24 protein-coding genes are annotated in these 26,736 nt (G+C 66.0%); 9 read left to right on the top strand and 15 right to left on the bottom strand.

The annotated features are described in order from the left end of the window. Positions 1 to 37: 37 nt before the first annotated feature. From guaA to folD, 3 genes are all read right to left on the bottom strand, one after another. On the bottom strand, positions 38 to 1,594 hold the full coding sequence (gene guaA, locus J2T07_RS01325; protein ID WP_306846758.1) for a glutamine-hydrolyzing GMP synthase: 1,557 nt from the start codon (positions 1,592 to 1,594) through the stop codon (positions 38 to 40). Positions 1,595 to 1,713: 119 nt separating this feature from the next. Next, the gene (gene guaB, locus J2T07_RS01320; protein WP_306846757.1) at positions 1,714 to 3,168 is read right to left on the bottom strand and encodes an IMP dehydrogenase; all 1,455 of its coding nucleotides are present in this window, start codon (positions 3,166 to 3,168) and stop codon (positions 1,714 to 1,716) included. A 70-nt stretch (positions 3,169 to 3,238) separates the two neighbouring features. Further along, positions 3,239 to 4,093: a bifunctional methylenetetrahydrofolate dehydrogenase/methenyltetrahydrofolate cyclohydrolase FolD gene (gene folD, locus J2T07_RS01315; RefSeq protein ID WP_306846756.1), complete on the bottom strand. Its 855-nt coding sequence runs from the start codon at positions 4,091 to 4,093 to the stop codon at positions 3,239 to 3,241. Between the two features lie 50 nt (positions 4,094 to 4,143). On the opposite strand from folD, the gene J2T07_RS01310 reads away from it, so the two are divergent. Continuing rightward, positions 4,144 to 4,749 (top strand): GNAT family N-acetyltransferase, encoded by a 606-nt coding sequence (locus tag J2T07_RS01310; RefSeq protein ID WP_306846755.1) that lies wholly within the window; start codon positions 4,144 to 4,146, stop codon positions 4,747 to 4,749. On the opposite strand, the gene moeB is transcribed toward J2T07_RS01310, so the two are convergent. From moeB to ndk, 8 genes are all read right to left on the bottom strand, one after another. Further along, positions 4,720 to 5,889 (bottom strand): molybdopterin-synthase adenylyltransferase MoeB, encoded by a 1,170-nt coding sequence (gene moeB, locus J2T07_RS01305; RefSeq protein WP_306846754.1) that lies wholly within the window; start codon positions 5,887 to 5,889, stop codon positions 4,720 to 4,722. The two genes, J2T07_RS01310 and moeB, sit on opposite strands and share 30 nt — an antisense overlap. Before the next feature lie 25 nt (positions 5,890 to 5,914). Further along, positions 5,915 to 7,312, bottom strand: coding sequence for a ribosome biogenesis GTPase Der (gene der, locus J2T07_RS01300; RefSeq protein ID WP_306846753.1), 1,398 nt, complete (start codon positions 7,310 to 7,312; stop codon positions 5,915 to 5,917). 23 nt (positions 7,313 to 7,335) lie between these two features. After that, the gene (gene bamB / locus J2T07_RS01295; protein WP_306846752.1) at positions 7,336 to 8,535 is read right to left on the bottom strand and encodes an outer membrane protein assembly factor BamB; all 1,200 of its coding nucleotides are present in this window, start codon (positions 8,533 to 8,535) and stop codon (positions 7,336 to 7,338) included. Continuing rightward, positions 8,532 to 9,182: a YfgM family protein gene (locus J2T07_RS01290; RefSeq protein WP_306846751.1), complete on the bottom strand. Its 651-nt coding sequence runs from the start codon at positions 9,180 to 9,182 to the stop codon at positions 8,532 to 8,534. The genes bamB and J2T07_RS01290 overlap by 4 nt, the downstream gene beginning before the upstream one ends. Before the next feature lie 155 nt (positions 9,183 to 9,337). Beyond that, the gene (locus J2T07_RS01285) at positions 9,338 to 10,303 is read right to left on the bottom strand and encodes a helix-turn-helix domain-containing protein (protein ID WP_306846750.1); all 966 of its coding nucleotides are present in this window, start codon (positions 10,301 to 10,303) and stop codon (positions 9,338 to 9,340) included. A gap of 89 nt (positions 10,304 to 10,392) precedes the next feature. Next, on the bottom strand, positions 10,393 to 11,163 hold the full coding sequence (gene pilW, locus J2T07_RS01280; protein ID WP_306846749.1) for a type IV pilus biogenesis/stability protein PilW: 771 nt from the start codon (positions 11,161 to 11,163) through the stop codon (positions 10,393 to 10,395). Then, the gene (gene rlmN, locus J2T07_RS01275) at positions 11,153 to 12,277 is read right to left on the bottom strand and encodes a 23S rRNA (adenine(2503)-C(2))-methyltransferase RlmN (RefSeq protein ID WP_306846748.1); all 1,125 of its coding nucleotides are present in this window, start codon (positions 12,275 to 12,277) and stop codon (positions 11,153 to 11,155) included. The genes pilW and rlmN overlap by 11 nt, the downstream gene beginning before the upstream one ends. Positions 12,278 to 12,285: 8 nt before the next feature. Then, positions 12,286 to 12,711: a nucleoside-diphosphate kinase gene (gene ndk, locus J2T07_RS01270; RefSeq protein ID WP_306846747.1), complete on the bottom strand. Its 426-nt coding sequence runs from the start codon at positions 12,709 to 12,711 to the stop codon at positions 12,286 to 12,288. A gap of 244 nt (positions 12,712 to 12,955) precedes the next feature. Between ndk and J2T07_RS01265 the strand changes: the two genes are divergently transcribed. From J2T07_RS01265 to J2T07_RS01250, 4 genes are all read left to right on the top strand, one after another. Continuing rightward, on the top strand, positions 12,956 to 13,618 hold the full coding sequence (locus J2T07_RS01265) for a TetR/AcrR family transcriptional regulator (RefSeq protein WP_306846746.1): 663 nt from the start codon (positions 12,956 to 12,958) through the stop codon (positions 13,616 to 13,618). Between the two features lie 34 nt (positions 13,619 to 13,652). Next, positions 13,653 to 16,022 carry a 3-hydroxyacyl-CoA dehydrogenase/enoyl-CoA hydratase family protein gene (locus J2T07_RS01260; RefSeq protein ID WP_306846745.1) on the top strand — a complete coding sequence of 790 codons (2,370 nt, stop codon included), beginning with the start codon at positions 13,653 to 13,655 and terminating at the stop codon, positions 16,020 to 16,022. Between the two features lie 51 nt (positions 16,023 to 16,073). Further along, positions 16,074 to 17,282: an acetyl-CoA C-acyltransferase gene (locus J2T07_RS01255; protein WP_306846744.1), complete on the top strand. Its 1,209-nt coding sequence runs from the start codon at positions 16,074 to 16,076 to the stop codon at positions 17,280 to 17,282. 244 nt (positions 17,283 to 17,526) lie between these two features. Continuing rightward, positions 17,527 to 18,456 carry an MBL fold metallo-hydrolase gene (locus J2T07_RS01250; RefSeq protein WP_306846743.1) on the top strand — a complete coding sequence of 310 codons (930 nt, stop codon included), beginning with the start codon at positions 17,527 to 17,529 and terminating at the stop codon, positions 18,454 to 18,456. A 59-nt stretch (positions 18,457 to 18,515) separates the two neighbouring features. Here the strand turns inward: J2T07_RS01250 and J2T07_RS01245 are convergent, their stop codons facing one another. Further along, positions 18,516 to 18,851 carry a tRNA-binding protein gene (locus J2T07_RS01245; RefSeq protein ID WP_306846742.1) on the bottom strand — a complete coding sequence of 112 codons (336 nt, stop codon included), beginning with the start codon at positions 18,849 to 18,851 and terminating at the stop codon, positions 18,516 to 18,518. A gap of 1 nt (position 18,852) precedes the next feature. Next, on the bottom strand, positions 18,853 to 20,127 hold the full coding sequence (locus tag J2T07_RS01240) for an NAD(P)/FAD-dependent oxidoreductase (RefSeq protein ID WP_306846740.1): 1,275 nt from the start codon (positions 20,125 to 20,127) through the stop codon (positions 18,853 to 18,855). 250 nt (positions 20,128 to 20,377) lie between these two features. Between J2T07_RS01240 and J2T07_RS01235 the strand changes: the two genes are divergently transcribed. Continuing rightward, positions 20,378 to 20,902 (top strand): 3-hydroxyanthranilate 3,4-dioxygenase, encoded by a 525-nt coding sequence (locus J2T07_RS01235; protein WP_306846739.1) that lies wholly within the window; start codon positions 20,378 to 20,380, stop codon positions 20,900 to 20,902. 100 nt (positions 20,903 to 21,002) lie between these two features. On the opposite strand, the gene J2T07_RS01230 is transcribed toward J2T07_RS01235, so the two are convergent. After that, the gene (locus J2T07_RS01230; protein ID WP_430539311.1) at positions 21,003 to 21,611 is read right to left on the bottom strand and encodes an NUDIX hydrolase; all 609 of its coding nucleotides are present in this window, start codon (positions 21,609 to 21,611) and stop codon (positions 21,003 to 21,005) included. Positions 21,612 to 21,772: 161 nt separating this feature from the next. Between J2T07_RS01230 and J2T07_RS01225 the strand changes: the two genes are divergently transcribed. The 3 genes from J2T07_RS01225 (at position 21,773) to J2T07_RS01215 (ending at position 25,970) form a co-directional block, all read left to right on the top strand. Next, positions 21,773 to 22,738 carry a transporter gene (locus J2T07_RS01225; protein WP_306846736.1) on the top strand — a complete coding sequence of 322 codons (966 nt, stop codon included), beginning with the start codon at positions 21,773 to 21,775 and terminating at the stop codon, positions 22,736 to 22,738. Between the two features lie 216 nt (positions 22,739 to 22,954). Further along, positions 22,955 to 24,442, top strand: coding sequence for an amino acid permease (locus J2T07_RS01220; RefSeq protein ID WP_306846734.1), 1,488 nt, complete (start codon positions 22,955 to 22,957; stop codon positions 24,440 to 24,442). 88 nt (positions 24,443 to 24,530) lie between these two features. Continuing rightward, positions 24,531 to 25,970 carry an amino acid permease gene (locus J2T07_RS01215; protein WP_306846732.1) on the top strand — a complete coding sequence of 480 codons (1,440 nt, stop codon included), beginning with the start codon at positions 24,531 to 24,533 and terminating at the stop codon, positions 25,968 to 25,970. 305 nt (positions 25,971 to 26,275) lie between these two features. On the opposite strand, the gene J2T07_RS01210 is transcribed toward J2T07_RS01215, so the two are convergent. Next, entirely contained in the window at positions 26,276 to 26,608 is a 333-nt protein-coding gene (locus J2T07_RS01210; RefSeq protein WP_306846730.1) for a high-potential iron-sulfur protein, read from the bottom strand. Positions 26,609 to 26,736: the final 128 nt, after the last annotated feature.

Here is a 26,736-nt window from a genome sequence, read left to right as displayed (position 1 = left end):
ACTCAACGCCGGAGCCCCGCCCCCGTCGGTAGTCCATTCACTCCCACTCGATCGTAGCCGGCGGCTTCCCCGAGATGTCATAAACGACACGAGAAATACCGCGCAACTCATTGATAATGCGAGTTGAGCACTTATCGAGGAAGTCATACGGCAAGTGCGCCCAATGCGCCGTCATGAAGTCGATCGTCTCCACGGCGCGCAGCGCGATCACCCACTCGTAGGCACGGCCGTCGCCGACCACACCCACCGAACGCACCGGCAGGAACACGGCGAACGCCTGACTGACGCGATCGTAGAGACCGTAGTTGCGCAGCTCCTCGATGAAGATCGCATCGGCGCGCTGCAGCAGGTCGACGTAGGCCGGCTTCACCTCGCCCAGCACGCGCACGCCAAGGCCGGGACCCGGGAACGGATGGCGGTAGACCATCTCGCGCGGCAGGCCGAGTTCGACGCCGATACGGCGGACCTCGTCCTTGAACAACTCACGCAGCGGCTCGACCAGCTTGAGTTTCATGTGCTCAGGCAGGCCGCCGACGTTGTGATGGCTCTTGATGACATGGGCCTTGCCGGTCTTGCTGCCGGCGGATTCGATGACATCCGGGTAGATGGTGCCCTGGGCCAGCCACTTCACGCCTTCGAGCTTGGACGATTCCTCGTCGAAGACCTCGACGAACAGGCGGCCGATGACCTTGCGCTTGGCTTCCGGGTCTTCCACGCCGGCGAGTGCGTCGAAGAAGCGTTGCTTCGCGTCCACGCGGATGACGTGCACGCCCATGTGCTCGGCCATGGTCGACATCACCTGGTCGCCTTCCTGGAAACGCAGCAGGCCGGTGTCGACGAAGACGCAGGTGAGCTGGTCGCCGATCGCCTTTTCGAGCAGGGCGGCCACGACGGAGGAATCCACGCCGCCGCTCAGGCCGAGCAGCACGCGGTCGGTGCCGACCTGCGCGCGCACGCGTTCGACGGCGTCCTCGATGATGTGCGCGGCATCCCACAACGTGGCCGAACCGCAGAGGTCGACGACGAAGCGGCGCAGCAGCTCCATGCCACGCTTGGTGTGGGTCACTTCCGGATGGAACTGCACGCCGTAGAAGCGGCGCTGGTCGTCGGCCATGGCGGCCAGCGGCAGGCTCGGCGTGGAGGCCGAGACGTTGAAGCCTTCAGGGATCGCCGTGACGCGGTCGCCGTGCGACATCCACACGCCGAGGGATTCACCGTCCTGCACCACGGTCTCGAATAGCGCGCAGCTGCCGAAGGTGATCGTCGCCGGACCGAATTCGCGATGGTGGCCAGCCTCGACCTTGCCGCCGAGTTGCTCGGCCATGGTCTGCATGCCGTAGCAGATGCCGAGTACCGGCACGCCGAGTTCGAAGACCACCTGCGGAGCGCGTGGCGATTCGTCTTCGGTGACCGATTCCGGGCCACCGGAAAGGATCACGCCTTTCGGGTTGAAACCACGGATCTCACTGGGGGCGTGATCCCAGGCCCAGACCTCGCAATAGACGCCGATCTCGCGAATGCGGCGGGCGATCAGCTGCGTGTACTGCGAACCGAAGTCGAGGATGAGGATCTTGTCGCTGTGGATGTCGGTCATCGTGGCGGCTCTGCAGTCTGAAATGTGGGTGGCTGCGCGCGTTGCGCGGCGGCCTGAAAAAGCAGAACGCCCACTTGCGGCGGGCGTCCTGGGTCACCTGGAGCGAGCGCCCGGAGGCGTCAGTCCAGGCGGTAGTTGGGCGCTTCCTTCGTGATCTGGATATCGTGCGGATGCGCTTCGCGCACGCCGGCACCGGTCACCTTCACGAACTGGGCCTTCTGGTGGATTTCCTCGATGTTGGCCGCGCCCATGTAACCCATGGAAGCACGCAGGCCACCCATCATCTGGTGGATGATGTTGCGCAGCGGACCGCGGTACGGCACACGTCCTTCGATGCCTTCCGGCACCAGCTTGTCGGCGTCGGCCTCGTCCTGGAAGTAGCGGTCCTTCGAGCCGAGCTGCATGGCACCGATGGAGCCCATGCCACGGTAGCTCTTGTACGAGCGGCCCTGGAACAGTTCGACCTCACCCGGCGCCTCTTCGGTACCGGCGAACATCGAGCCGAGCATCACCGACGACGCGCCGGCGGCGAGTGCCTTGGGGATGTCGCCCGAGTAACGGATGCCGCCGTCGGCGATGAGCGGGATCTCGCCCTTCAGCGCGGTGGCGACGAGGTCGATCGAGGTGATCTGCGGCACGCCGATACCGGTGACGATGCGGGTGGTGCAGATGGAACCGGGGCCCACGCCGACCTTCACCGCGTCGGCGCCGGCGTCGAGCAGCGCGCGCGCCGCCTCGCCCGTGACGATGTTGCCGGCGATGACCTGGACCTGCGGATAGCGCTTCTTGACCCAGCCCGCGCGGTCGATCACGGCTTGCGAGTGGCCATGCGCGGTGTCGACCACGATCACGTCGACACCAGCCTCGACCAGCGCTTCGATGCGCTGTTCGGTGTCGCCGCCGACGCCGACCGCGGCGCCGACGACCAGGCGCTCGTGCGAATCCTTGGCGGCGTTCGGATTGTCGCGGGCCTTCTGGATGTCCTTCACCGTGATCAGGCCGCGGAGCTGGAAGCCGTCATTGACGACGAGCACCTTCTCGATGCGGTTGCGGTGCAGCAGTTCCAGCACTTCGTCGTGCGAAGCGCCTTCCTTGACGGTGACCAGGCGGTCTTCCCGGGTCATGATGTTGCGGACCGGGTCGTCGTGCTTGCGCTCGAAGCGCAGGTCGCGGCTGGTGACGATGCCGACGAGCTTCTCGCCGTCGACCACGGGCACGCCGGAGATGTTGTGCGCGCGGGTGAGCGCCATGACCTCGCCGATCGAGGTGTCCGGGCGGACGGTGATCGGGCTGCGGATGACGCCCGCCTCGAACTTCTTCACCAGGCGCACTTCCGCGGCCTGCTGGGCGGGGGTCATGTTCTTGTGGATGATGCCGATGCCGCCGTTCTGCGCCATGGTGATGGCGAGGCGGGCCTCGGTGACGGTGTCCATGGCGGCGGACACGATGGGGATGTTCAGGCGAAGACCGCGCGTGAAGCGCGTCGAGGTGTCCACATCGCGCGGCATGACCGTGGAGTGACCGGGAACCAGAAACACGTCGTCGTAAGTGAGTGCCTCGGCAAGGATGCGCATAGCATTAGTCCCGCGAGTAAATCGCGGCATTATACCGTGCGTTGCAACAAAGCGACAGCAGGCGATGTGCTCAGGCGTCGATGGCCTCGGCGGCTTCGAGCGTGTTTTCCATCAGCGTCGCCACCGTCATCGGACCGACGCCACCCGGCACGGGAGTGATCCACGAGGCACGCTCCGCAGCCGGCGCGAATTCCACGTCGCCGACCAGGCGCCCGTCTTCCAGGCGGTTGATGCCGACATCCACGACCACGGCGCCCGGCTTGATCCATTCGCCCTTGACCAATCCTGGCTTGCCGGCGGCGACGACCAGAATGTCCGCCTGAGCCACGAATCCAGCTAGATCCTGCGTGAACTTATGACAGCAAGTCACTGTACTACCTGCTATAAGTAGCTCAAGCGCCAAGGGGCGACCCACATGGTTCGATACCCCGACGATCACCGCGTGCCTGCCGCGTACCGGGCGGTCGGTATGGCCGAGCAGGGTCATCACGCCCTTGGGCGTGCACGGGCGCAGGCCGAAACGGCGCAGCGCGAGACGGCCGACGTTCACGGCCTGGAAGCCATCCACGTCCTTGCCTGGATCGATGCGATCGACCAGCGCGTCTTCGTCGATGTGTTCGGGCAGCGGTGACTGCACGAGGATGCCGTGGACGGCGGGGTCGGCATTGAGCGTGTCGATCAGCGCGAAGAGTTCGTCCTGTGTCGTCGTGGCGGGCAAGTCGTAGCCGAACGATTCGAAACCCACCTGCTGGCAGGCGCGGCGTTTGTTCTTCACGTATACGGAGGACGCCGGATCGTCGCCGACCAACACGACGGCGAGGCCCGGCGCACGACGCCCCTCGGCCACACGCTTGGCTACGCGGCGGCCGATGTGCTCAAGGAGTTCCTGGGCGATGCGCTTGCCATCGAGGATGCGTGCGGTCATGGGAGGGTCGCCCTGCGAAAACGCGGCATTATCGCCGATACAATGCGGGCGTGACCATCGATACCCTTCCCTATCCACACGACCTCGGCGATGGCGTCGTGTCGCTCCGGGCGCACCGGCCCACGGATGCGGAGGCGCTTGCCGCCGCCGTGCGCGAATCGGCCGCCACCGTGGGCCGCTGGCAGGACTGGTGCCATGAGGGTTATGGCACGGCCGACGCCGAAACGTGGTTGGCCGTGTGCCGCAAGGACTGGTTGCTAGGTGACGGCTACGAGATGCTGATCGTCGATGCGCGTACCGACGCCGTCCTCGGCGGCATGGGCGTGAACCAGCGCAACCGCGAACAGCGCTTCGCCAACCTGGGGTATTGGGTACGGGAATCGATGCAGGGACACGGGGTCGCGACGCGGGCCGGACGACTGGCGATCCGCTTCGCCTTCGAGACGGTCGAGGTGGCGCGCCTGGAGATCGTGGCGGCCTGGGACAATCTGCCGAGCCGGAAGACCGCTGAACGACTGGGAGGTACTTTCGAAGGAAGGTTGCGTAATCGACTGGTAGTAAAGGGCATTTCTGTCGATGCGGCGATGTATTCACTGATCGCCGAAGACCTGCCCTTGCCGGAAAGGTCACCCAGCGGAAGCGCACATCCGCTCTAGATCCACGTAGCCTTCGAAACGGGCCTCTGCTCCGCATCCCGGGCAATCCGGATCGCGCCGCAGCGCCAGTTCACGGAAGCGCATGCCGAGCGCGTCGTAGGTAAGCAACCGGCCGACCAGCGGCTGGCCGATGCCGAGCACCAGCTTCATCGCCTCGGTGGCCTGTATCAGGCCCACGAGCCCCGGAAGCACGCCGAGCACGCCGGCCTCGCTGCAGTTCGGCGCGTCCGCCGCCGAAGGCGGTTCGGGGAACAGGCAACGATAGCAGGGCGAGTCGTCTCGGCGCGGGTCGAAAACGCTGGCCTGGCCGTTAAAGCGCTCGATCGCGGCGTAGACCATGGGGATACCCAGCCGTCGCGTGGCCGCCGCCAGCAGATAGCGCGTGGCGAAGTTGTCGGCACCATCGATCACCACGTCGTGGCCACGGATCAGGTCCTCGACGTTTTCCGCACGCAGGCGATCGACGACCGTCTCCACGCGCACGCGTGGATTCAGCGCCACCATCGTCATGCGGGCCGATTCAGCCTTGCCCATGCCCACGCGCCCGTCGGCGTGAACCACTTGCCGATGCAGGTTGGAGCGTTCAACGCGATCGTCGTCGACGACGGTGATGCGGCCCACACCCGCTGCCGCCAGATAGAGCAAGGCCGGCGATCCGAGACCACCCGCGCCGAGCAACAGGATGCGCGCTTCTCCCAACCGTGCCTGGCCCGCCTCGCCAATCTGAGGCAGGAGCACCTGGCGCGCATAACGTTCGACGGCGTCGGTATCCAGCGCGCCCGCGCTGACCGGCAGGCCCGCGGCCTTCCATGCATCCATCCCACCGGCAATGGAGGAAACCTTGCGATAGCCCATCCGTTGCAGCGCCTCGGCACCCAGCAAGGAGCGCTGGCCGCTGCCGCACAGCACGAGGATCTCGCGCTGCCGGTCGGGCTCGCTTTGTTCGATGCGCAATTCGAGGAAACCGCGGGATAACCCCAACGCGCCGGAAGGCGTTCCGGTGGCGCGCTCGCCGTCTTCGCGAACATCGACGAGCAAGGCGCCGCCCAGCTGTCGGGCCCGTGCCTCGGTGGCGGTGACCTCGGCGACGCGCGAACGCAGTTCGGCCAGCCATCGGTCCCGGTTGAGCTCTTCGGTCATGCGAGGCTCCTCGACGGGGCGACGCTTATTTCTCGCGTCGCTTCGCGTTACGGATCATGCGCTGGCGGCGGCGCTGCTGGCCTTCCGTCAGGACGTTCTTCTTACCGGCGAACGGGTTCTCGCCATCGCGGAAATCGATCCGCACCGGCGTGCCTTCCAGGCGGAAACGCTTGCGGAAGAAGCCTTCCAGATAGCGACGATACGCCGGCGCGATGTGTTTGGTGCGGCTGCCGTGGATCACGATCGTCGGCGGATTGGAGCCACCCGGGTGGGCGTAGCGCAGCTTCGGCGCATGGCCGCGGACCAGCGGCGGCTGGTAGGCCTCGTAGGCCTTCTCGAGCGTCCGGGTCAATTCGCTGGACGTGAGTTCCTTGGTCGCCGCGGCGTGGGCACGGATGACCGCCTTCATCAGTTCGCGCAATCCGGAACCATGCAGGGCGGAAATGAAGACCGTCTTCGCCCATTCGGCGAACTGCAGGCGCCGTTCCAACGCCTTCTGGGTCTGCTCGCGCTGGTAGCTGTCCATGCCGTCCCACTTGTTGACGGCGATGACCAGCGCGCGGCCTTCCTCAATGGCGTGGCCGATGAGCGTGAGGTCCTGGTCGGCCAGGTTCTCCCGCGCGTCGATCATCACGATCGTCACTTGCGACGCAGAAATAGACTGTAGTGTCTTGATAACACTGAATTTCTCTACCGCTTCCTCGACGCGCGCCCGGCGCCGGACGCCAGCGGTGTCGATGAGCGTGTAGCGGCGGCCATCCCGTTCCAGCGACACACGGATCGGGTCGCGCGTGGTGCCGGCGACATCGGAGACGATGAGGCGGTCTTCGCCCAGCAGGCGGTTGATGAGCGTGGACTTACCCGCGTTCGGCCGTCCGACGATGGCGACACGGATGCCTTGGTCTTCAAGGCCCGGATCATCGTCACGGTCGTCCGGCAGGTACGGCAGCGCTTTCGCCACCAACGTATCGACGCCACGGTTGTGCGCCGCCGACATCGGCAGGGTGTCGGCGATGCCGAACGAGGCGAATTCGCCGAGCGCCAGCGTCTCGTCGACGCCGTCGGTCTTGTTGACCACGACCATGACGGGCTTGCCGCTGCGGCGCAGCTCGTTGAGGATCGCGGCATCCAACGGCAGGATACCGTCGCGCGCGTCGACGACGAAGACGAGCAGGTTCGCTTCGGCGATCGCCGCGCGGACCTGCAAGGCGGTGAGGCCTTCGATACCTTCGTCGTTGCCCGACAAGCCACCTGTGTCCACGACCACGAAGGGCCGCGGACCGAGGCGGCAGACACCGTAGTGCCTGTCGCGGGTGACGCCGGGCATATCGGCGACGAGGGCGTCCCTGCTACGCGTCAGCGCATTGAAGAGGGTCGACTTACCGACATTGGGGCGGCCGACCAGGGCGACGACGGGTAGCATGGGAGATACATCTATCCTGTGGATCAGTTCGCCGGGATGCGGTAGGCGCCGATATGGCCCTCGACATCTTCGACGTACACGGTGTCACCCACCACGACGGGCTGGGCACGAATGGCTTTCTTGGAGAGGCGCTCGCGGGCGACGATCTTGCCGTCGCTGCCGTTGAGCCAGTGGATATGACCGTCGAGGTCGCCGACCACCACGTAGTTGCCCTGCGCCGCCGGGCCCGTGAGCCAGCGGTACTTCAGGCCGTCCTGCTTCCAGATGTTGGCGCCGCCGGACTTGTCGAAGGCGAACACCTGCGACTGGTCGTCCACGCCGTAGATCGAATTGCCGTGTACGTCCAGCGAGGTGAACGTCGAGAAGGCATGGTTCCATAGCGGGCGGCCGCTGGGGCCGTCGATGCCGGTGAGCTGACCATGATAGGCCGCGCCATAGAGCGTGCTGCCATCGAGGACGAGCGCACCGTCGGCATCGGCCAAGCGATCGATTTCGGTGCGGCCTTCGCCGCTGGCGAGGGTCTGTTCCCAGAGCTTCTCGCCATTGTCGAGGCGGATGGCGACGAGCTTGCCGGCATCGCTGCCCATGAAGACCACGCCATTGGCGACCAGCAGGCGGCCATTGCCACGCAGGCTGAGCAGCGGTACCTGCGACTGGTCGTAGACCCAGCGGCGCTCGCCGCTCTTGGCGTCGATACCGTACACACGGCCGTCGTTGCAGCGGACCACGACGAGATCGCCAACGATGACCGGCGCGGTGATGACTTCGGAAGAGACCTCGGCGGCCCAGCGGCGCTCACCGTCCTTCGCATTGATGCCGTACAGGTGACCGTCGAGCGTGCCGATGGCGACGAGATCGCCCGCGGCGCCCGGACCACCCGAGAAGCGGGCGTCTTCACGCTTGGCATCGCCCCAACCGAACCAGCCGTGCTGGCGTGTGCTCTTGGACCACAGCTTCTTGCCCGAGGCGGCATCGAAAGCGGCGATCTTGCCGTCGGTGCTGGCGGCGTACAGCACGCCATCGACGACCGTCGGGCGCATGCGCACGCCGGACTCCGCCGCGCCATCACCGATGCTGGACTTCCACAGGCGCTCGACCTTGAGCGAGGGCTCGAACTTCTTGTCGAGCGGGGTCGGCGGTTCGACGTTTTCCTTCTTGAACGAATGGCAGCCGGCCAGCACGGCCAGCGACGAAGTCAACGCGATTGCCCAGAAACGTTTCATGCACCCTGCTTCCCGGCCACGGCCAGATCATCGAGTTTGGTTTGAACCACACCGCGTTGCGGTGCGCTGTCGCCCATCGCGGCGATCGCCGCCTGATAGGCCTTGCGTGCGTCGTCCGGGCGTCCCAGCTTGACCAGCGCATCGCCACGGAGTTCCTGCGCGAGCGCGACGAACGAGGTGCCCTTCATCGCGTCGAGGGCGGCGATGGCCTCCTGCGGCTTGCCCTGCGCGTACTTCAGCTGTGCCGCGCGCAGGTCGACGAGGGTCTTCAACGTGTCATCCTTGGCGTGCGCCCGGGCCCATTCGAGATCCCCGGCGGCCTTGTCGAGCTGACCCGCCATGACGTTGCGCTGAGCGCGCTCGCCGGCGGCGAACACGGACCACGCCGTGTCCGAATAATCCTTGAGAAGGGTTTCGGTACGCATGTCGATCTCGTTGGCGCGGTTCTGCGCCACCGCGACCTGCAATGCCGCGTATTCCGTGGCGGCGGCCTGCTCGTGATTCGCGCGATGCGCTTTCCACTGCTGCCAGCCGAAGATCAGCACGAGGCCGAGGACGATGCCGACGGCGATGGAAACGCCGTTCTTGCGCAGCCACTGCTGGACGCGTTCGCCTTGTTCGTAATCGTCGTATACGTCGAATGCCATGCAATCACCCACTGCGCTCCGCGCAGCAAAACCTAAGGAGGGAACGAGCCCGCGACCGGCCATCGGCGATGGGCGGCACGGATCAATAGGCAAGGATACCCGAAAAGCACGGGCGGGCGGCGCCGCGCAGCGATCGCGCGGCGTGCCGGAGAGGATCAGAACGCGACCGGCGCAGCCTTGCCGTCGCGGATGTCGACGCGGAACCGCGCCACGTTGGCGCGGCGGAACCCGTCGAGCTGCACGGGCTGACCGTCGATGGCCACCTGGGCGCCACTGGCATTGCCGATGCGAACGTCCAGCGGGGTATCGCTGCGATAGGACTTCTGCGTCCCCGCGGGCAGGATGCCGTACTCGAGCCGCGAACCGTCGGCGGCGGTGACTTCCACCCAGCTGGCCGACGGCAGGTTCAGCGTCAGGCTGTGACCACCCTGCCCGCTGCCGGCCTCGGGCGTCGCCGCCGTGGTGGCCAACGGAGCCTTGGTGGTGTGGTCCAGCGGCGGGAACATCGCCATCGAGGCGAGCAGGGGCTGCTGGTCCTCGGTGTGTTGCTCGGTCGCGGGGGCCGGCTTGTTGTCGCTGGTGGCCACGGTGGCGACCGCACTCGACGACGCGCTGGCGGGCGCATCCTGCTGGGCCACGGGCGCCGCATCGAGCGGCGCAAGGCGTGCCATGTCGCGGTCGAGCGTGCCACGCACACCCAGCCAGACCATCGGCACGACGATGACCGCGGTCAGGACCACATAGGTGGCCGCCGTGATATAGCGTTCCAGCAGGTAGCGCGAGTGGGAAACGCCGCCAGTGACCACGAGGTCGGGCTGGCGCGGCGTCAACCGCGCGAGCTCGGCCTGGATGGCGTCCTCGTCGACGCCGACGTGGCGGCCGTACTTGGTGAGGTAACCGGCGAGGTAGACCTGGTAGTCGATGCCGCCGTACTCACCGGCTTCCAGTTGGCGCAGCAGGCGCGTCGGCAGGCGAAGGGCCTGTCCACAGGCCTCGATGCTGTAGCCGCGAGCCTCGCGTGCCGCGCGGAGGCGCCCGCCAAAACCGCCTGTGCCGCCTGACGAATGGTCGATCAGTACGCGACCGCCGTCTTCGCTAACCGCTTCGAGCTGGGGGTCCATGCTTTGCTCCCTGTCTGCGTTCGGCTCGAGTCCGGCGAACAAATCCTGTTCGCGTCCGTCCCGACCGGAAGAATTCGAAGATGCTGTGGTCATTGACGTGCGGTGGCTTCGAGTGCGCGCGCGGGTTCCGAATCCGGGAACTTTTCACGCAAGCGCTTGGCGTAGTCCTGGGCACCCTCCCCGTTGCCCAGACGGAGCTCGATATCGTGACCGAGCTTCAACGAATCCGGACTCGGGGTTCCCGACGCTTCGTAGCGTTGCAGGAAGGCACGGGCCCTGAATGCATCGTTCTTAAGGTACAACACGTGAGCCATCTGATACAGGGCGTCCGCGTTATTCGGGTTACGCTGGACGGCCTTGCGGAAATAGCCCTCGGCCGCGTCATAGTCCTGCGATTGCAGCTGACAGGTTCCGGCATTGGCCAATGCGAGGTCCGGCGTCTCGTAGAACGGGTCGGCCAGGGCACGGTCGAAGAACGCCTTCGCTTCCGCCGGACGGTTTTGCTTACATAGGAAAACGGCGAGATTGTTGTTCACCGAACCTTTTTTCGGATCGAACTCGACGGCCTTGCGATAGTGGAGTTCGGCGTCGACGGGATCGTTGATGCGCTCGTAGAGGACGGCGATCACCGTATGCGCGGGAACGTATTTCGGGTCGAACTGGAGCGCCTTCTGCAGTTTCTCCATGGCGCCCTTGAGGTCGCCGTTCTGCATGTAGCGCTGGCCCAGCTCGGTGTGGACCTCGGCGCCCTTGGCACGGTCATCGGCGGCCGTCGAGGGCTTCAGCCCCGTGCCGTCCCCCACGCAGCCGGCACACGCGAACGCGAGCGCCGCCAGCATCCCCCACCGCTCAAGCCGCATTCACCACTCCCTCTGCGAGTTTCTTGCGGAATTCCGCCTGACGGCGGGTGCGATCCACGACTTGCCCCTTCAACTGGCCACAGGCGGCGTCGATGTCGTCGCCACGGGTGCGGCGAAGCATGGTCAGCACGCCGGCGTTGAGCAGCTGGGTCTGGAAGGCGCGGATCTCTTCCTGCCCCGACCGCTCGAAGCGCGTACCGGGGAACGGATTGAATGGAATCAGGTTGACCTTGTTGGCCCCAGGGAGGCGGCGCATGAACTTGATCAGCTGCCGGGCATGCTCCGGCTGGTCGTTCACGCCCTTCATCAGGGTGTATTCGAAGGTGATCGACGTACGCGGGGCGCGGGCGATGTAACGCTCGCAGGCACCCATCAATTCTACCAACGGGTAGCGCTTGTTCAGCGGCACCAGCTCGGTACGCAACTCGTCGTTGGCCGCGTGGAGCGACACGGCGAGCGAAACGTCGCTCTCGGCCGAGAGCTTGTCGATCATCGGCACGAGGCCGGCGGTGGACAGGGTGACGCGCTTGCTGGCCAGGCCGAAGCCGAGGTCGTCGCGCATCAGGCTCATCGCCTTGACCACGTTATCGAAGTTCAGCAAGGGCTCGCCCATGCCCATCATCACCACGTTGGTGATGCGGCGCTGCTGGTGCGGCACGTTGCCCAGGTGCTTGGCCGCGACCCAGACCTGGCCGATGATCTCGGCCGTGGACAGGTTGCGCGAGAAGCCCTGGGTGGCCGTGGAGCAGAACTGGCAGTTCAGGGCGCAACCGACCTGGGACGACACGCAGAGCGTGCCCCGGGTCGGCTCGGGAATGTACACGGTTTCGATGGCGTTGCCGCCATCCATGCCGAGCAGCCACTTGTGGGTGCCGTCGACCGCGGCCTTCTCGAACACGGTCGTCGGCGGCCCGATGTAGCAGGTGGCGCTGAGCTTTTCGCGAAGTGCCTTGCCGACGTCGGTCATGTTCTCGAAATCGCTTTCGAGACGGTGGTAGATCCACTTCATGACCTGCTCGGCGCGATACGGCTTCTCGCCGATCTGGGCGAAGAAATCGCGCAGACCCTTGCGATCGAAGTCGAGCAGGTTGACCTTTTCGGCGGGCGTATTCACGGCGTCACTCAGTGCGAAACGACATCCGAGTCGTTGAAGAAGAACTTGATCTCGATCGCCGCGTTCTCGGCGGAATCCGAACCGTGCACGGCATTCGCATCGATCGAATCGGCGAAGTCGGCGCGGATGGTGCCGGCGGCGGCTTCCTTCGGATTGGTGGCGCCCATGAGGTCGCGGTTCTTGAGAACGGCGCCCTCGCCTTCCAGCACCTGGATCATCACCGGGCCGGAGATCATGAACTCGACCAGCGCCTTGAAGAACGGACGCTCCTTGTGCACCGCATAGAAACCTTCGGCTTCTTCACGGGTCAGCTGCTTCATCTTCGCGCCGACGATCTTGAGGCCGGCCTTCTCGAAGCGGGCAAGGATTTCACCGATGACGTTTTTCTTGACGGCATCCGGCTTGATGATCGAAAGGGTGCGCTCCAGCGCCATACGGGTGCTCCGGGAAATGGAAAAGGGACAGGAAAATCTGCCAGGGTCCGTGCGGACGCCCGGTGAACGTTTGGGGCCAAAGCCGTCCGGAATGACTGACTTAGCTCACGAAATCTTGACAGATTCTAGCTCAATCGCAAGTCGTTTGCAGGCATGTGCGGTCGCAGATTGACCCGCGCGACCGGGCGGGCGTACTCTCAAACGATCGTTTGATTCAAACCACCCGCCTGCGGAGTCCGCCGACATGACGAGCGCACCCTACGCCTCCCGCGAACGCAGCACGAAGGAGCGGATCCTCGGCGCCGCCGAGGCCCTGTTCGCCACCCATGGCTTCGCCGGAGCCTCGCTGCGCCAGGTCACGGCCGCGGCACGGGTCAACCTGGCGGCGGTGAACTACCACTTCGGCTCCAAGGACAAGCTGATCGAGGAAGTGTTCCGGCGCCGCCTGGACGAGCTCAACAGCCGCCGCCTGGCCGCCCTGGGCAAGGTGGCCGGCAAGGACGATACCCGTCTCGAGGATGTCCTCGACGCCTATATCCGGCCCGCGCTCGACCTCTCCCGCGTCGACGGCGGCGGGGCGGCCTTCGTCCGCGTCCTGGCCCGGGCCTATGCCGAGCACAACGAGACCCTGCGCCGCTTCCTCTCGGAAAACTATGGCCACGTGCTGCGCCAGTTCGCGGGCGAATTCGGCCGCCTGCTTCCCGGCCTGGCCAAGGAAGAGATCTATTGGCGGCTGGACATCGTCACCGGCGCCCTCACTTACGCCATGGCCGACTTCGGCATCATCCAACGCAAGAGCGACGTCGCCGAGCGCGACCATCGCGAGACCGCCGCCGAGCACCTGATCCGCTTCGCCGCCGCCGGCCTGCGCAACCCATCCGTTTCGAATTCCCCGGCCAGCCACTGACCGGGGAACGATTCTTGAGCCATCGGAGATCACCATGACCGCAACACCGTTACGCATTCGCAAGGCCGCGGTTCTCGGCGCCGGCGTCATGGGTGCGCAGATTGCCGCGCACCTGACGAACGCCAACGTCGAGACCGTGCTGTTCGACCTGCCCGCGAAGGAAGGTCCGAAGAGCGGCATCGCCATCAAGGCGATCGCCAACCTCGCGAAGCTCTCGCCGGCACCGCTGGCCGACAAGAACCTGGCGGCGGCGATCATCCCGGCCAACTACGAGGAAGACCTCGCCCTGCTGGCCGACGTCGACCTCGTGATCGAGGCCATCGCCGAACGGATGGACTGGAAGCTCGACCTCTACACGAAGATCGCGCCGCACGTCTCGAAGACCGCGGTCCTGGCCAGCAACACCTCGGGCCTGTCCATCAACGGCCTCGCCGAGGCCCTGCCGGAAGAAATGCGCCACCGCTTCACGGGCGTGCACTTCTTCAATCCGCCGCGCTACATGCACCTGGTCGAGCTGATCCCGACCCGCCTCACCGAGAAGAGCGTGCTCGAAGGTCTCGAAGCCTTCCTCACGACCACGCTCGGCAAGGGCGTGGTCTATGCCAAGGACACCCCGAACTTCATCGGCAACCGCATCGGCGTGTTCTCGATGCTGTCCACCATGCACCACACGGAAAAGTCCGGCCTGGGCTTCGACACCGTCGACGCCCTGACCGGCCCCGGCATCGGCCGCCCCAAGAGCGCCACTTTCCGTACGGCGGATGTCGTCGGCCTGGACACCCTGGCGCACGTGGTCAAGACCATGAGCGACACCTTGCCGGACGATCCGTGGCACCGGTACTTCCAGCCACCGGCATGGCTCAAGGCGCTGATCGACAAGGGCGCGCTCGGCCAGAAGACCGGCGCGGGCGTCTACCGCAAGGCGGGCAAGGACATCCTGGTGCTCGACCTGCAGAAGCAGGACTACCGGGTCTCCGAACCGAAGGCCTCCGACGAGGTCTCCGCCATCCTCGCCATCAAGGATCCCGCCGAGAAGTTCGCCAAGCTGCGCGCCTCGTCCGATCCGCAGGCGCAGTTCCTGTGGGCGGTTTTCCGCGACCTGTTCCACTACACCGCCTACCACCTCGCCGACATCGCCGATACCGCGCGTGACGTCGATTTCGCCATCCGTTGGGGTTACGGCTGGAAGCTCGGCCCGTTCGAGATCTGGCAGTCCGCCGGCTGGCAGCAGATCGCCGGCTGGATCGCCGAGGACATCGCCGCGGGCAAGACCATGAGCAGCGCGCCCCTGCCGGCCTGGGTCACCGATGGTCGCACCGGCGTGCACGGCAAGTCCGGCTCCTACTCGGCCAGCGCCAACGCCGAGAAGCCGCGTTCGAGCCACCCGGTCTACGCGCGCCAGGCCTTCCCCGATCCGATCCTCGGCGAGAAGTTCGACCAGGGCACCACGGTCTGGGAGAACGACGGCGTGCGCCTGTGGCACGCGGGCGACGACATCGGCGTGATCTCGTTCAAGACCAAGATGCACACCGTCAACGACCAGGTGCTCGACGGCATCCAGCATGCGATCGGGCTGGCCGAGCAGCAGTTCCGCGGCGTGGTGCTCTGGCAGCCGTCCGAGCCGTTCTCGGCCGGCGCCGACCTGAAGGGGGCGCTCGGCCTGCTGCAAGCGGGCAAGCTCGCCCAGTTCGAGGCGATGGTCGCGAACTTCCAGGCCACCAGCATGCGCATCAAGTATTCGCTGGTGCCCGTGGTGGCGGCGGTGCGCGGCCTCGCCCTCGGCGGCGGCTGCGAATTCCAGATGCATTCGGCACGTACCGTCGCGGCGCTGGAAAGCTACATCGGTCTCGTCGAGGCCGGCGTGGGCCTGCTGCCCGCCGGCGGCGGCCTGAAGGAACTGGCCGTGCGCGCCGCGCAGGAAAACCCGGACGATCCGTTCGAGTCGCTGAAGAAGGTGTTCGAGACGGTGGCCATGGCGAAGGTCTCGGCCAGCGCGCTGGAAGCCAAGTCGCTGGGCTTGCTGCGCAAGGACGACATCGTCGTCTTGAACAGCTATGAACTGCTGCACGTGGCCAAGGCACAGGCCCGGGCGATGGCCGAATCGGGCTACCGCCCGCCACTGCCCGCCCGCGCCATCCCGGCCGCGGGCGACGTGTCCACCGCCACCTTCAAGGCCTCGCTGGCGAACCTGGCCGAGGGCTATTTCGCCTCCGCCCACGACATCGAGATCGCCAGCCGCATCGCCGACACGCTGTCGGGCGGAAAGATCGAACGCGGCTCGCCGGTCGACGAAGCATGGTTGCTCGCTCTCGAGCGCCGCCACTTCGTGGAGCTGGCGCAGACCGAGAAGACCCAGGCCCGTATCGCGCACACGATGACGACGGGGAAGCCGCTGCGTAACTGACGCGCCACGCGCTCTTACGCATCCGACCTCCTCACTTAAAGGAACCACCCCATGAGCAAGCAAGTGCAAGACGCCTATATCGTCGCCGCCACCCGCACCCCGGTAGGCAAGGCGCCGCGCGGCGTGTTCCGCAACACCCGTCCCGACGACCTGCTGGCCCACGTGATCCGCGCCGTGATCGAGCAGGCGCCGGGCATCGATCCCGCCCTGATCGCTGATGCCGTCATCGGCTGCGCGATGCCGGAGGCCGAGCAAGGCATGAACGTGGCACGCATCGGCGTGCTGCTGGCCGGCCTGCCCGAGCAGGTGCCGGGCGTCACCATCAATCGTTTCTGCTCGTCCGGCGTCCAGGCCATCGCCATGGCCGCGGACCGCATCCGCCTCGGCGAAGCGGATCTCATGCTGGCCGGCGGCACCGAGTCGATGAGCATGGTGCCGATGATGGGCCACAAGATCGCGATGAACCCCGCGATCTTCGAGAACGACGAGAACCGCGCCATCGCCTTCGGCATGGGGATCACGGCAGAGAAGGTCGCCGAGCGCTGGAAGGTCAGCCGCGAGGACCAGGACCGCTTCGCCCTGCAATCGCACGAGCGCGCCTTCGCAGCCATCGCCGCCGGCGAGTTCAAGGACGAGATCACGCCGTTCCAGCTCGACGATCGCTATCCGGACCTGAAGAACCACAGCGTCCGCGAGGACCGCCGGATCATCGACACCGACGAAGGCCCACGCAAGGACACCTCGCTGGAGGTGCTCGGCAAGCTGCGCCCGGTGTTCCGCAATGGCCAGTTCGGCGGTTCGGTCACCGCGGGCAATTCCTCGCAGATGTCCGATGGCGCGGGCGCCCTTCTTATCGCGAGCGAGAAGGCGATCAAGGACTACGGCCTCACGCCCCTCGCACGCTTCGTGGGCTTCTCCGTCGCCGGCGTGGCCCCGGAGATCATGGGCATCGGGCCGAAGGAAGCGATCCCGAAGGCGCTGAAGCAGACCGGCATCACGCAGGACCAGCTCGACTGGATCGAACTGAACGAGGCTTTCGCCGCCCAGGCCCTGGCGGTGATCCGCGATCTCGGACTCGACCCGGCCAAGGTGAACCCGCTCGGCGGCGCCATCGCCCTGGGCCATCCGCTGGGTGCCACGGGCGCCGTCCGCGCCGCCACCCTGATCCACGGCCTGCGCCGTCGCAAGCAGAAGTACGGCATGGTCACCATGTGCATCGGCACCGGCATGGGCGCGGCGGGTATCTTCGAGGCGCTTTGACCGGGCGCTCCGACCGGAGGCCCCTCGCCGACAGGGTCGGCTCTCACCGAAGCTTTCGGCTCTCACCGGAGTTCTAAGCTCAGGTGGGAGCCGACCCCGTCGGCGATGGGTGCTTGCCGCAACCTCGCCCGTTGCCGCGGGATCGCCGACAGGGCCGGCCCCCACCTGAAGTAGCTCCCACCCGAAGCAACTTCCACACAAAGCCCAAACACAAAGGCCCCGCCCCTGCATTAGTCTTGGCCACATGCACGGCATCCACACCATCGACACCGGTTTCGGCCGGCCATCGTTCGACGCCGCCTACCTCGTCGTGGAGCGCGGTCGAGGCGCCTTCATCGACAGCGGCACCACGCACTCGCTGCCGCGCTTCCTCGACGCCATCGCGGCCGCCGACCTGGAGCCACGCGACATCGACTGGGTGATCCTCACCCACGTCCATCTCGACCACGCCGGCGGTGCCGGCGAACTCATGCGTCACCTGCCCAACGCCATGCTCGCCGTGCATCCCCGCGGCGCACGGCACATGATCGATCCCTCGCTGCTCGTCGCAGGCGCCAACGCCGTCTATGGCGAGGACGCCGTCCGCCGTGACTACGGCCAGATCGTTCCCGTGGACAAGGATCGCGTGATCGAGGCAGACGACGGCTTCGTCGTCGACCTGGCCGGCCGGGCCATGCTCTGCCTGGACACCCCAGGACACGCCCGCCACCACATGGCCATCCACGACGAACGCGCGAATGCGTTCTTCACCGGCGACATCTTCGGCCTTTCCTACCGCGAACTGGATTCACCCGGGGGCGCCTTCATCATTCCCACGAGTTCTCCGGTGCAGTTCGAGCCCGACGCGGCGCACGCATCGATCGAACGCATGCTGCGCTACGAGCCGGAGGCGATGTACCTCACCCATTTCGGCCGCGTCACCGAGGTGAAGCGGCTCGCCAACGACCTGCACGAACAGATCGAAGCCATGGTGGCGATCGCCAGGCGGCATGCCACGGCCGACGACCGCGAGCAGCGCATCGCCACGGACTTCGCCGATCTCTACGTCGACCGGGCGCACCGCCAGGGCGTGACGCTGGCGCGGGACGCCATCGTGAAACTGCTGCAGATCGACATCCGCCTGAACGCCCAGGGGATCGTCGTCTGGCTGGATCGGGAAGGCGCAGCGCGATAGCTGAGTGATCCAGGGGAGATGAGGCTCCCACCAAGGGCCCGCATCGGGGCCCCGCCCCCTCAGGCCAGTCGCGTCCCGTTCGGCACCGCGCGTTCCGTCGTGGTGATCACCACCCCCTCATCCGTGGGGAATCCCGTCAGCAGGAACTGTGAACGGAACGGGCCGATCTGCTTCTCGGGAAAATTGATCACGCCGACGATCTGCTTCCCGACCAGTTCCTCCGGTTGATAGACCGCCGCCACCTGGGCGCTGGTCTTCTTTTCGCCATGAGGCCCGAAATCCACCCATATCTTGTACGCGGGCCGGCGTGCTTCCGGAAATGCCTCGGCACGCACGATCGTGCCCGCCACCAGCATCACCTTCTCGAAATCGGCCCAGCTGATTTCTTCGCTCATCTCATCCTTCCAGTCGTGACTTGAACCAGTCGCGCAGTTCATGTTTCCAGTACGTACCCTGTGCGGCCAGGTATCCGAACGGCCGGCGCACCGGTTCCAGCCCGAAGCCGGCGTAAGCATCGAGTGTCGATTCGCCCGCGGCGATCGCATCGGCCAGTGCCTCGCCCGCGGCACAGGTCGGGGCGAGTCCATGTCCACCGAAAGCCTGGGCGTACCAAAGCCCGTTGCCGTGGGTGCCTACCTGCGGCATCTCGTGACGAGCGTAACTCATCAAACCCGACCAGGCTTGCTCGACGCGCACGTCTTTCAACGACGGGAAGACCCGCGCCATGTCGCGCTTCAACAAGCGCTGCACGGCACGCGGCGAACGATCGCGTATCGAGATACGGCCACCCCACAGCAGACGGGTGTCCGCCAGCGGCCGATAGTAATCGAAGGCGAAGCGCGTGTCGTAGATGGCGGAACGGGTGCGCAAGCACTCGGCCAGATGCTCGCCCAGCGGCTCGGTCACCATCACGTAGGTGGCGATGGGCAGCACGGCGCGATCGATGCGGCGGTCCAGTCCGGCCAGGTAGCCGCCGCAAGCCAGCACGACGTTCGGCGCCTCGATCTCCGCGTCGCCCACGCGCAAGATCCAGCGCGGTCCACGCCGTTCCAGCATGCGCACCCTCGACCCCTCGTGAATCGCCACGCCGGCCTTTTCCGCCGCGCGCGCCAACCCCCGCGCATAGGCAAGGGGATCGATGTGCAACGCGTTCCGCTCGTAGAGCCCGTCGTGATAGCGCGTGCTGCGGACGAACTCATGCATGGCGTCGGCGGGTATCCACTGCCAGTCCGCGCCATAGCGCTCCGCGAGCAGGCGCTGCCTCGAGCGCAAGACCTCGCCATCGCGGAACCAGTTCGCCCATACGACCCCTGCATCCACCGCCTCGCATTCGATCGACAAGGCGGCGATGCGTTCGCGGATGAGATCGACCGCATCCACCGTGCGCCGGTAGAGTGCCCTGGCGCGCTCGGCTCCGACCTTCTCCAGCAACGCCTGCTCGCCCAATGAATAACCGGCGAAGACGAAGCCGCCATTGCGTCCCGACGCCCCGTAGCCGACCGACTTCGCCTCCAGCAGCACGATGTCCCGGATGCCTCGCGCGGCCAGTCCCACGGCCGTGTTCAACCCGGCGAAACCGCCACCCACGATCACCACGGACGCTTCCCGCCGGCCTTGCGGCTGCGGGCGAAGCGCGGGTGTGGCGACTCGATCGTGGTACCACGACAGCATGGTGTATCGATGCGTTCGGGAAGGGATTGCTGTTGTACGACACGGCGGGGCAACGCGAAAGGGCCGGGTTGTGGGAGCCGCCCCTGTCGGTGATGGGTATTTGCCGCAACCGGGCCCGCTGTCGCGGGAATCGCCGCTGAAGCGGCTCCCACAGGTCGGGCGGCTTACACGGCAACCTATCGCCGACGGAGCACCGGCCCCGGCCAGGCGCGGAGTATGATCTTCCGGACTCCCGGACCCGTGCCATGCGATGAGCCTCCTGCCCCCGATCGACCTCCAGCGCTGGATCGACGACAACCGCGCCCTGCTCAAGCCGCCGGTCGGCAACAAGTGCATCGTCGATGGCGATTTCATCATCATGATCGTGGGCGGCCCCAACGCGCGCACGGATTATCACTACGACGAAGGTCCGGAGTTCTTCTACCAGCTCGAGGGCGAGATGGTGTTGAAGGTGCAGGACGATGGCCACGCGCGTGACATTCCGATCCGGGCGGGCGAGGTGTTCTACCTGCCACCGAAGGTGCCGCATTCACCGCAGCGAATGCCCGGTTCGATCGGGCTGGTGATCGAGCGGCGGCGGCTGGATGGGGAAAAGGACGGCCTGATGTGGTTTTGCGGGAACTGCAACCACAAGCTGTTCGAGCAGTATTTCCCGCTCGGCAGCATCGAGACTGACTTCCCGCCGGTGTTCGAGAGGTTCTACCGCTCCATCGAAGCCCGCACCTGCACCCGATGCGGCACGGTGCATCCGGCGCCGGCGAAGTACTCCGACTGATCCACCACGGTAGCCGGCTCCACCTGGTAGGAGCCGACCTTAGCTCTGGTGGGAACCGACCTTGTCGGCGATGGGTGCCTGCCTCAATCCGCCCCGCTGCCTAGACTTGGCCCGCTGCCGCGGGATCGCCGACAAGGTCGGCTCCCACCAGGTGCGGTGGCGCTCCTGTTGCACGCAGAGCCAGCCATTTGCCTGCCATGCGGCGCAGGGAATCGTCGGCCGACGGGTCGGCCGCGATATCGGAAACGGACCGCCAGGCCAGCGCCAGGGATTCCTCGTTCACCGTGAACGCTTCGTCGCCACGCGCCACCACCACGTGACGCACGTCGTAATGCCAGTGCGCCGGCTCGTCGCCGCGCGCCGGGATGAGGTGGCGGTCCAGGTCGAAGATGGCGGGCAACACCTCGAGATCGCGAAGACCCGACTCTTCTTCCGCCTCGCGCAAGGCCACGGCCGCGAGATCCACCTCGCCATCGGCATGCCCACCCAACTGCAGCCAGCGTCCCAGCTTGCGATGGAGCATCAGCAGTACCCGCTCCCCATCGGCGCTCACCAGCCACGCGGAACCGGTGAAATGCCCCGCGCGTGTTTCCCGACGAAAGGGTTCCGGTTGCTCGCGCAGCCAGTGGATGAAATGCGAGGCGCCGGCTTCGTCCGGCCAGCGGGCCGCGTAGCGAAGGAAAGCCTCTTGCAAGGCCTGGTGCGTGATGTCCATCGGGGAATACCTGGAAGGGGCACGGCATTTTCGCACGTCATTTTGGGAGTTGTCCGATGTCGCCCAGGCCAAGGGCCTGCCTACGATGTCTCCAGGGCGCACGACGCGCCTGGCCCACCCCCGCAGCGCCGCTGCATAACGCAAGGAAGGCACGCATGTCGCAAAAAAGGACGATCGTCCTCAGCATGGCCCTGGCCTGCAGCGTCCCCATGGTTGCATCGGCCACCGATGCCCATCGCGAGGCGAACTTCACCGGCCCCCTGGTGACACCCGCCGTCAACTCGATGCCGGCAGGCATGTTCAACATCGAGCCCTACCTCATCCATACCAATACGCGCGGCAGCTACGACAACGCTGGCGGACGCAAGGAGCGCAAGCCCACGGTTCGCCAGTGGCAGGTGGCGATGCCTCTCACGTACGCGCTCACCGACACGCAATTCGTCCAGTTGACGCTCAACGCCTCGCGCACCTCCGGCGACGGGCTGCACAGCGACGGCATGCGGATGGGCGACTCGGCCATACGCTTCCAGCAACGCCTGCGCGGTCCGGATGCCGATGGCGGCGGACTCGTCCTCGCACTGGCGCTCCAGCAACGCCTGCCCACGGGCAAATACCACCACCTCGACACGAACCCGCTCAACGGCACGGGTAACGGCGCGATGCGCACCACCGTCGCTTTCGGCGCCCAGCAATTGCACTGGCTGGACGATGGCCACGCCCTGCGCTGGCGAACCCAACTGGCCTGGAGCCCGTCTCCCGGCCGCATCCGCGTCCGCGACGGCAGCGTCTACGGTACGCAATCGGGCTTTCGTGGCCAGGCGCGCCTGGGCCAGGCCTGGAACGCCTCGATCGCCGCCGAATATGTGCTCGATCCGCGCTGGGTATTGGTGGGTGAAGCCATCTGGAACCGCGCCAGCGCCGTCACCCTTCACGGCAACGCAGGCGATGGTTCCCCGGTGGCCCACCGGCTCGCACCAAGCCAGGAGTTCAGCCTGGCTCCGGCCGTCGAATACCACTTCAGCCCGAACCTCGGTCTCATCGCAGGCGTCCAGTTCACCGTGGCCGGGCGCAACACCGCCGACTACGTGGCGCCGCAGGTGGCGCTGAACATGGTCTTCTGACCACCGCGCAACGCACATGCACAACCGCCGCAAGTCATGGTCGACACCCGCGCCCCATGCATGCAATGCCTTGGCAGGCCTCGCAATGCAGCTTGTACGGCCGATGCCCGCTGGGCTATGGTGCCGTGCCAGCGCTTCAGGGCAGCGGCGTGTCCACCGTAACTCACGCGGCGGTCCCAATAATAAAAGGCTACATTCCGGCAGTAGGGGAGACACATGTTGAAACACCTGTTCGCGACGCACGCCATCGAGGCCGCGCCGCACGTAGACGCTGGTGAACACATTGAAACCGGCGCGCACGGAGGCGAGCTCAAGCGGGTCCTTACCGCGAAGCACCTCATCCTCCTCGGCGTCGGTGCCGTCATCGGTGCGGGTATCTTCGTCATCACCGGCCAGGCCGCCGCCTTGCATGCCGGTCCCGCACTGGTCATCAGTTTCCTCATCGCCGGTTTCGCCTGCGCCCTCGCCGGCCTGTGCTATGCAGAATTCGCGGCGATGCTGCCGGTTTCGGGCAGCGCCTACTCCTACTCCTACGCCACGCTCGGTGAATACGTCGCCTGGTTCGTCGGCTGGAACCTGGTCCTGGAATACCTGTTCGCCGCCGCGACCGTCGCCGCCGGCTGGTCGGGCTACTTCAATGAACTGCTGGGCCTCATCGGCCAGACGACCGGCAGCAACCTCGCCCTGCCAGCCACCCTCGCCTCGGCGCCCTTCCAGTTCGTCGAGGGCCACATCCAGGCCACCGGTACGCTGATCAACCTGCCGGCCGTGGTCATCATCGCGGCCCTCTCGGGCCTGTGCTACGTCGGCATCACCCAGTCGGCCTTCGTCAACTCGATCATCGTCGCGATCAAGGTCACCGTGATCCTGCTGTTCCTGGCCTTCGCGATCCAGGTGATCAATCCGGACAACTGGCATCCGTTCATTCCGGAAGCCGAAGGCCCGGGCACGTACGGCTGGGGCGGCATCTTCCGCGCCGCGACCATCGTGTTCTTCTCCTATGTCGGCTTCGACGCGGTCTCCACCGCCGCGGGCGAGGCCAAGAACCCGCAGCGCGACATGCCGATCGGCATCCTCGGCTCGCTGGCGATCTGCACGGTGCTGTACATCGCCGTGGCGCTGGTGCTCACGGGCATCGCCCCGTTCCGCATGCTGAACACGCCGGAACCGGTCGCCACCGCGCTGGGCCTCTATCCGCACCTGTCCTGGCTGAAGGCCATCGTCGTGCTCGGTGCGATCACCGGCCTTTCGTCGGTCATCCTGGTGATGCTGATGGGCCTGCCGCGCATCTTCTTCTCGATGGCGAAGGACGGCCTTCTGCCGCAGACCATGGCCAAGGTGCACCCGAAGTTCCGCACCCCGTACATCGGCACGATCATCGTCGGCGTCGCCGCAGCCGCCATGGCCGGCCTGTTCCCGGTGAGTGTGCTGGGCGAACTGGTCTCGATGGGTACCCTGCTCGCCTTCGCCACCGTCTGCATCGGCGTGCTGATCCTGCGCTACACCCGTCCGGACCTGAAGCGCAGCTTCCGCGTGCCGTTCGTGTGGCCGATCTGCATCATCGGCGCCCTCGCCTGCGTTTATCTCTTCTGGCAGGCTTTCGAGGAGCACTGGCGCCTGATGATCGGCTGGATCGTCATCGGCCAGCTGATCTACTTCGGCTACGGCTACGCTCACAGCAAGCTGCGCAAGTCGCTCGGCTGATCGAAGCGACAGGGGAAAGGCCGGCGGGTGTCCGCCGGCCTTTCCGTTCACGGCATCCTTTCCACGTTTCCCCACTTCCAGGCTGTCCATGCTCCAGCAGTTACTCGCCAAGAAAGCGCCCCAGGCCGAACCCGACGACGCGCACGGCCCCGCCCTGCGCCGCACCCTCGGTCCGTGGGGCCTCACGGCGCTGGGCATCGGCGCGGTCATCGGCGGCGGAATCTTCGTCATCACGGGCGTGGCGGCGGCGGAACACGCCGGCCCGGCCATCATCCTGTCCTTCATCCTCGCCGCGATCTGCAGCACCTTCACGGCGCTGTGCTACGCCGAGTTCGCCTCGCTGATCCCGGTCTCGGGCAGCGCCTATTCCTACGCCTATGCCACGCTCGGCGAGGGCGCGGCCTGGTTCATCGGCTGGAACCTGATCCTCGAGTACGGCGTCTCCGCCTCCGCCGTGGCGGTGAGCTGGACCGGCTACTTCGTCAGCCTGCTCGATCACGTCGGCATCCACATACCACCCGCGCTGACCAACGCGCCGGTGGACTGGGTCGACGGCCATGTCGTGCTCACCGGCGCGTTGTTCAACATGCCCGCCGTGGGCATCACGCTCGCGCTGACCTGGGTCTGCTACGTGGGTATCAGGGAATCCGCGGGCATCAACATGGCGATGGTGCTGCTGAAGACGGCGCTCATCATCGTCGTCATCATCGTCGGCGCGAGCCACATCGACACCGCGAACTGGCATCCGTTCATCCCCGCCAACCAGGGCGGTGACAAGTACGGCTGGTCCGGCATCCTGCGCGGTGCTTCGATGGTCTTCTTCGCCTACATCGGCTTCGAGGCCACCTCCACCGCGGCGCAGGAGTCGAAGAACCCCCAACGCGACATGCCCATCGGCACGCTCGCCTCGCTGGGTATCTGCACCGTGCTCTACATCGCCATGGCGGCCGTGCTCACCGGCCTCGTGCCGTTCGACCAGCTCGGCACATCGGAGCCGGTCGTCACCGCGATCCGCCAGCATCCCGAATTGGGCTGGTTGCGCGGCATCGTGGAGGTCGGCGCGTTGATCGGCCTTTCGTCGGTGGTGCTGGTGATGATCATCGCCCAGCCACGCATCTTCATGATCATGGGCCGCGACGGCCTGATGCCGAAGGTCTTCACGACGATCCATCCGAAGTACCGCACGCCACACATCAACACCGTGATCACCGGCCTCGGCATCGCATTGCTCGCCGCCGTGTTTCCGCTGAACGTGCTCGGCGACCTCACGTCGATGGGCACGTTGGTAGCTTTCTCGGCCGTGTGTGCGGGCGTGATGATCCTGCGCAAGACCGCGCCCGACCTGCCACGCACGTTCCGTGTGCCGTGGGCGCCGGTGACGTGCGTACTCGGCATCCTCAGCTGCATCGGCCTCTTGTGGTCGATGGGCATTCGCAACTGGGTGTTGATGGGCATCTGGACCATGCTCGGTATCCTCATGTACATGGTCTACGGCTACCGCCACAGCCGGCTCAAGCGGCCGCGCTGAGGTCCCGGCGCGGGGCGACGGCTTAACCTCGTCCACGATTCAGGTATTTATCGCAAATACCTGTTATTGTTATATTTATTTGAAAAGTTCGTCCGTCATTCAACTGCCATTGGCCGGTCGCCACCCGAGGGGAGTATGATCCCGAGTCCGCGGGTATATCACTTGGCAGTGGGCCCCGGATTGCCGCCCAGCGCGTCAGGCGGGTCAGCTCCTCGGCCTGGCGCGCTTGGGCTGCATTTTTGTGAAAGGCATGAAAAAGGCCAGCCCGAGGGCTGGCCTTTGCCGTTCCGGGATGACGGGTCGGATCAGATCATCACGGCGTGGGACACGCACCAGCCCTTGGCGGCCACGGCCTTGCCCGGGAAGAGCTGGCAGGGGCCCCAGGCTGCTCCCGCCTTGCCCTGGTAGAAATTGCAGTTGAAGCAGGCATCCTTGGGGTCCTTCTTGCCCGCGGCCTTGCTGGCGTCCTCCGTGTACTTCAGGGCCGAGGCGGTCGGGTCCGAAGGGGAGAGATGGGGAAGATCCTGGGCCTGGGCCAGTCCCGGCAAGGTACCGAGGATGGTCGCGGCGGCGACACCGCCCGCGGCGGCCTTGAGGAAGCGCCGGCGCCCCTCATTGTTCTGATCGTGTTGCGACATAGGTGAACCTCCGTCGATGGTGAACCGCGGGCCTGGGCCTCCGGTGCTGGCCGTGATCCTACCGTCTTCGGCCAAAAGCGAGTGGTTCGCATTAATCGTGCAAGGCCACGAAAAGCACCCATGTTATG

The sequence above is a fragment of the Luteibacter jiangsuensis genome (assembly GCF_030812295.1).
Taxonomy (GTDB): Bacteria; Pseudomonadota; Gammaproteobacteria; order Xanthomonadales; family Rhodanobacteraceae; genus Luteibacter; species Luteibacter jiangsuensis_A.
This window is presented reverse-complemented; position numbering and strand designations above follow the sequence as displayed.

Bases quoted from the DNA above. Each gene is read 5' to 3' on its own strand.
- guaA (WP_306846758.1), bottom strand. From the start codon at position 1,594: ATGACCGACATCCACAGCGACAAGATCCTCATCCTCGACTTCGGTTCG.
- guaB (WP_306846757.1), bottom strand. From the start codon at position 3,168: ATGCGCATCCTTGCCGAGGCACTCACTTACGACGACGTGTTTCTGGTT.
- folD (WP_306846756.1), bottom strand. From the start codon at position 4,093: ATGACCGCACGCATCCTCGATGGCAAGCGCATCGCCCAGGAACTCCTT.
- moeB (WP_306846754.1), bottom strand. From the start codon at position 5,889: ATGACCGAAGAGCTCAACCGGGACCGATGGCTGGCCGAACTGCGTTCG.
- der (WP_306846753.1), bottom strand. From the start codon at position 7,312: ATGCTACCCGTCGTCGCCCTGGTCGGCCGCCCCAATGTCGGTAAGTCG.
- bamB (WP_306846752.1), bottom strand. From the start codon at position 8,535: ATGAAACGTTTCTGGGCAATCGCGTTGACTTCGTCGCTGGCCGTGCTG.
- J2T07_RS01290 (WP_306846751.1), bottom strand. From the start codon at position 9,182: ATGGCATTCGACGTATACGACGATTACGAACAAGGCGAACGCGTCCAG.
- J2T07_RS01285 (WP_306846750.1), bottom strand. From the start codon at position 10,303: ATGGACCCCCAGCTCGAAGCGGTTAGCGAAGACGGCGGTCGCGTACTG.
- pilW (WP_306846749.1), bottom strand. From the start codon at position 11,163: ATGCGGCTTGAGCGGTGGGGGATGCTGGCGGCGCTCGCGTTCGCGTGT.
- ndk (WP_306846747.1), bottom strand. From the start codon at position 12,711: ATGGCGCTGGAGCGCACCCTTTCGATCATCAAGCCGGATGCCGTCAAG.
- J2T07_RS01265 (WP_306846746.1), top strand. From the start codon at position 12,956: ATGACGAGCGCACCCTACGCCTCCCGCGAACGCAGCACGAAGGAGCGG.
- J2T07_RS01260 (WP_306846745.1), top strand. From the start codon at position 13,653: ATGACCGCAACACCGTTACGCATTCGCAAGGCCGCGGTTCTCGGCGCC.
- J2T07_RS01255 (WP_306846744.1), top strand. From the start codon at position 16,074: ATGAGCAAGCAAGTGCAAGACGCCTATATCGTCGCCGCCACCCGCACC.
- J2T07_RS01250 (WP_306846743.1), top strand. From the start codon at position 17,527: ATGCACGGCATCCACACCATCGACACCGGTTTCGGCCGGCCATCGTTC.
- J2T07_RS01245 (WP_306846742.1), bottom strand. From the start codon at position 18,851: ATGAGCGAAGAAATCAGCTGGGCCGATTTCGAGAAGGTGATGCTGGTG.
- J2T07_RS01240 (WP_306846740.1), bottom strand. From the start codon at position 20,127: ATGCTGTCGTGGTACCACGATCGAGTCGCCACACCCGCGCTTCGCCCG.
- J2T07_RS01235 (WP_306846739.1), top strand. From the start codon at position 20,378: ATGAGCCTCCTGCCCCCGATCGACCTCCAGCGCTGGATCGACGACAAC.
- J2T07_RS01225 (WP_306846736.1), top strand. From the start codon at position 21,773: ATGTCGCAAAAAAGGACGATCGTCCTCAGCATGGCCCTGGCCTGCAGC.
- J2T07_RS01220 (WP_306846734.1), top strand. From the start codon at position 22,955: ATGTTGAAACACCTGTTCGCGACGCACGCCATCGAGGCCGCGCCGCAC.
- J2T07_RS01215 (WP_306846732.1), top strand. From the start codon at position 24,531: ATGCTCCAGCAGTTACTCGCCAAGAAAGCGCCCCAGGCCGAACCCGAC.
- J2T07_RS01210 (WP_306846730.1), bottom strand. From the start codon at position 26,608: ATGTCGCAACACGATCAGAACAATGAGGGGCGCCGGCGCTTCCTCAAG.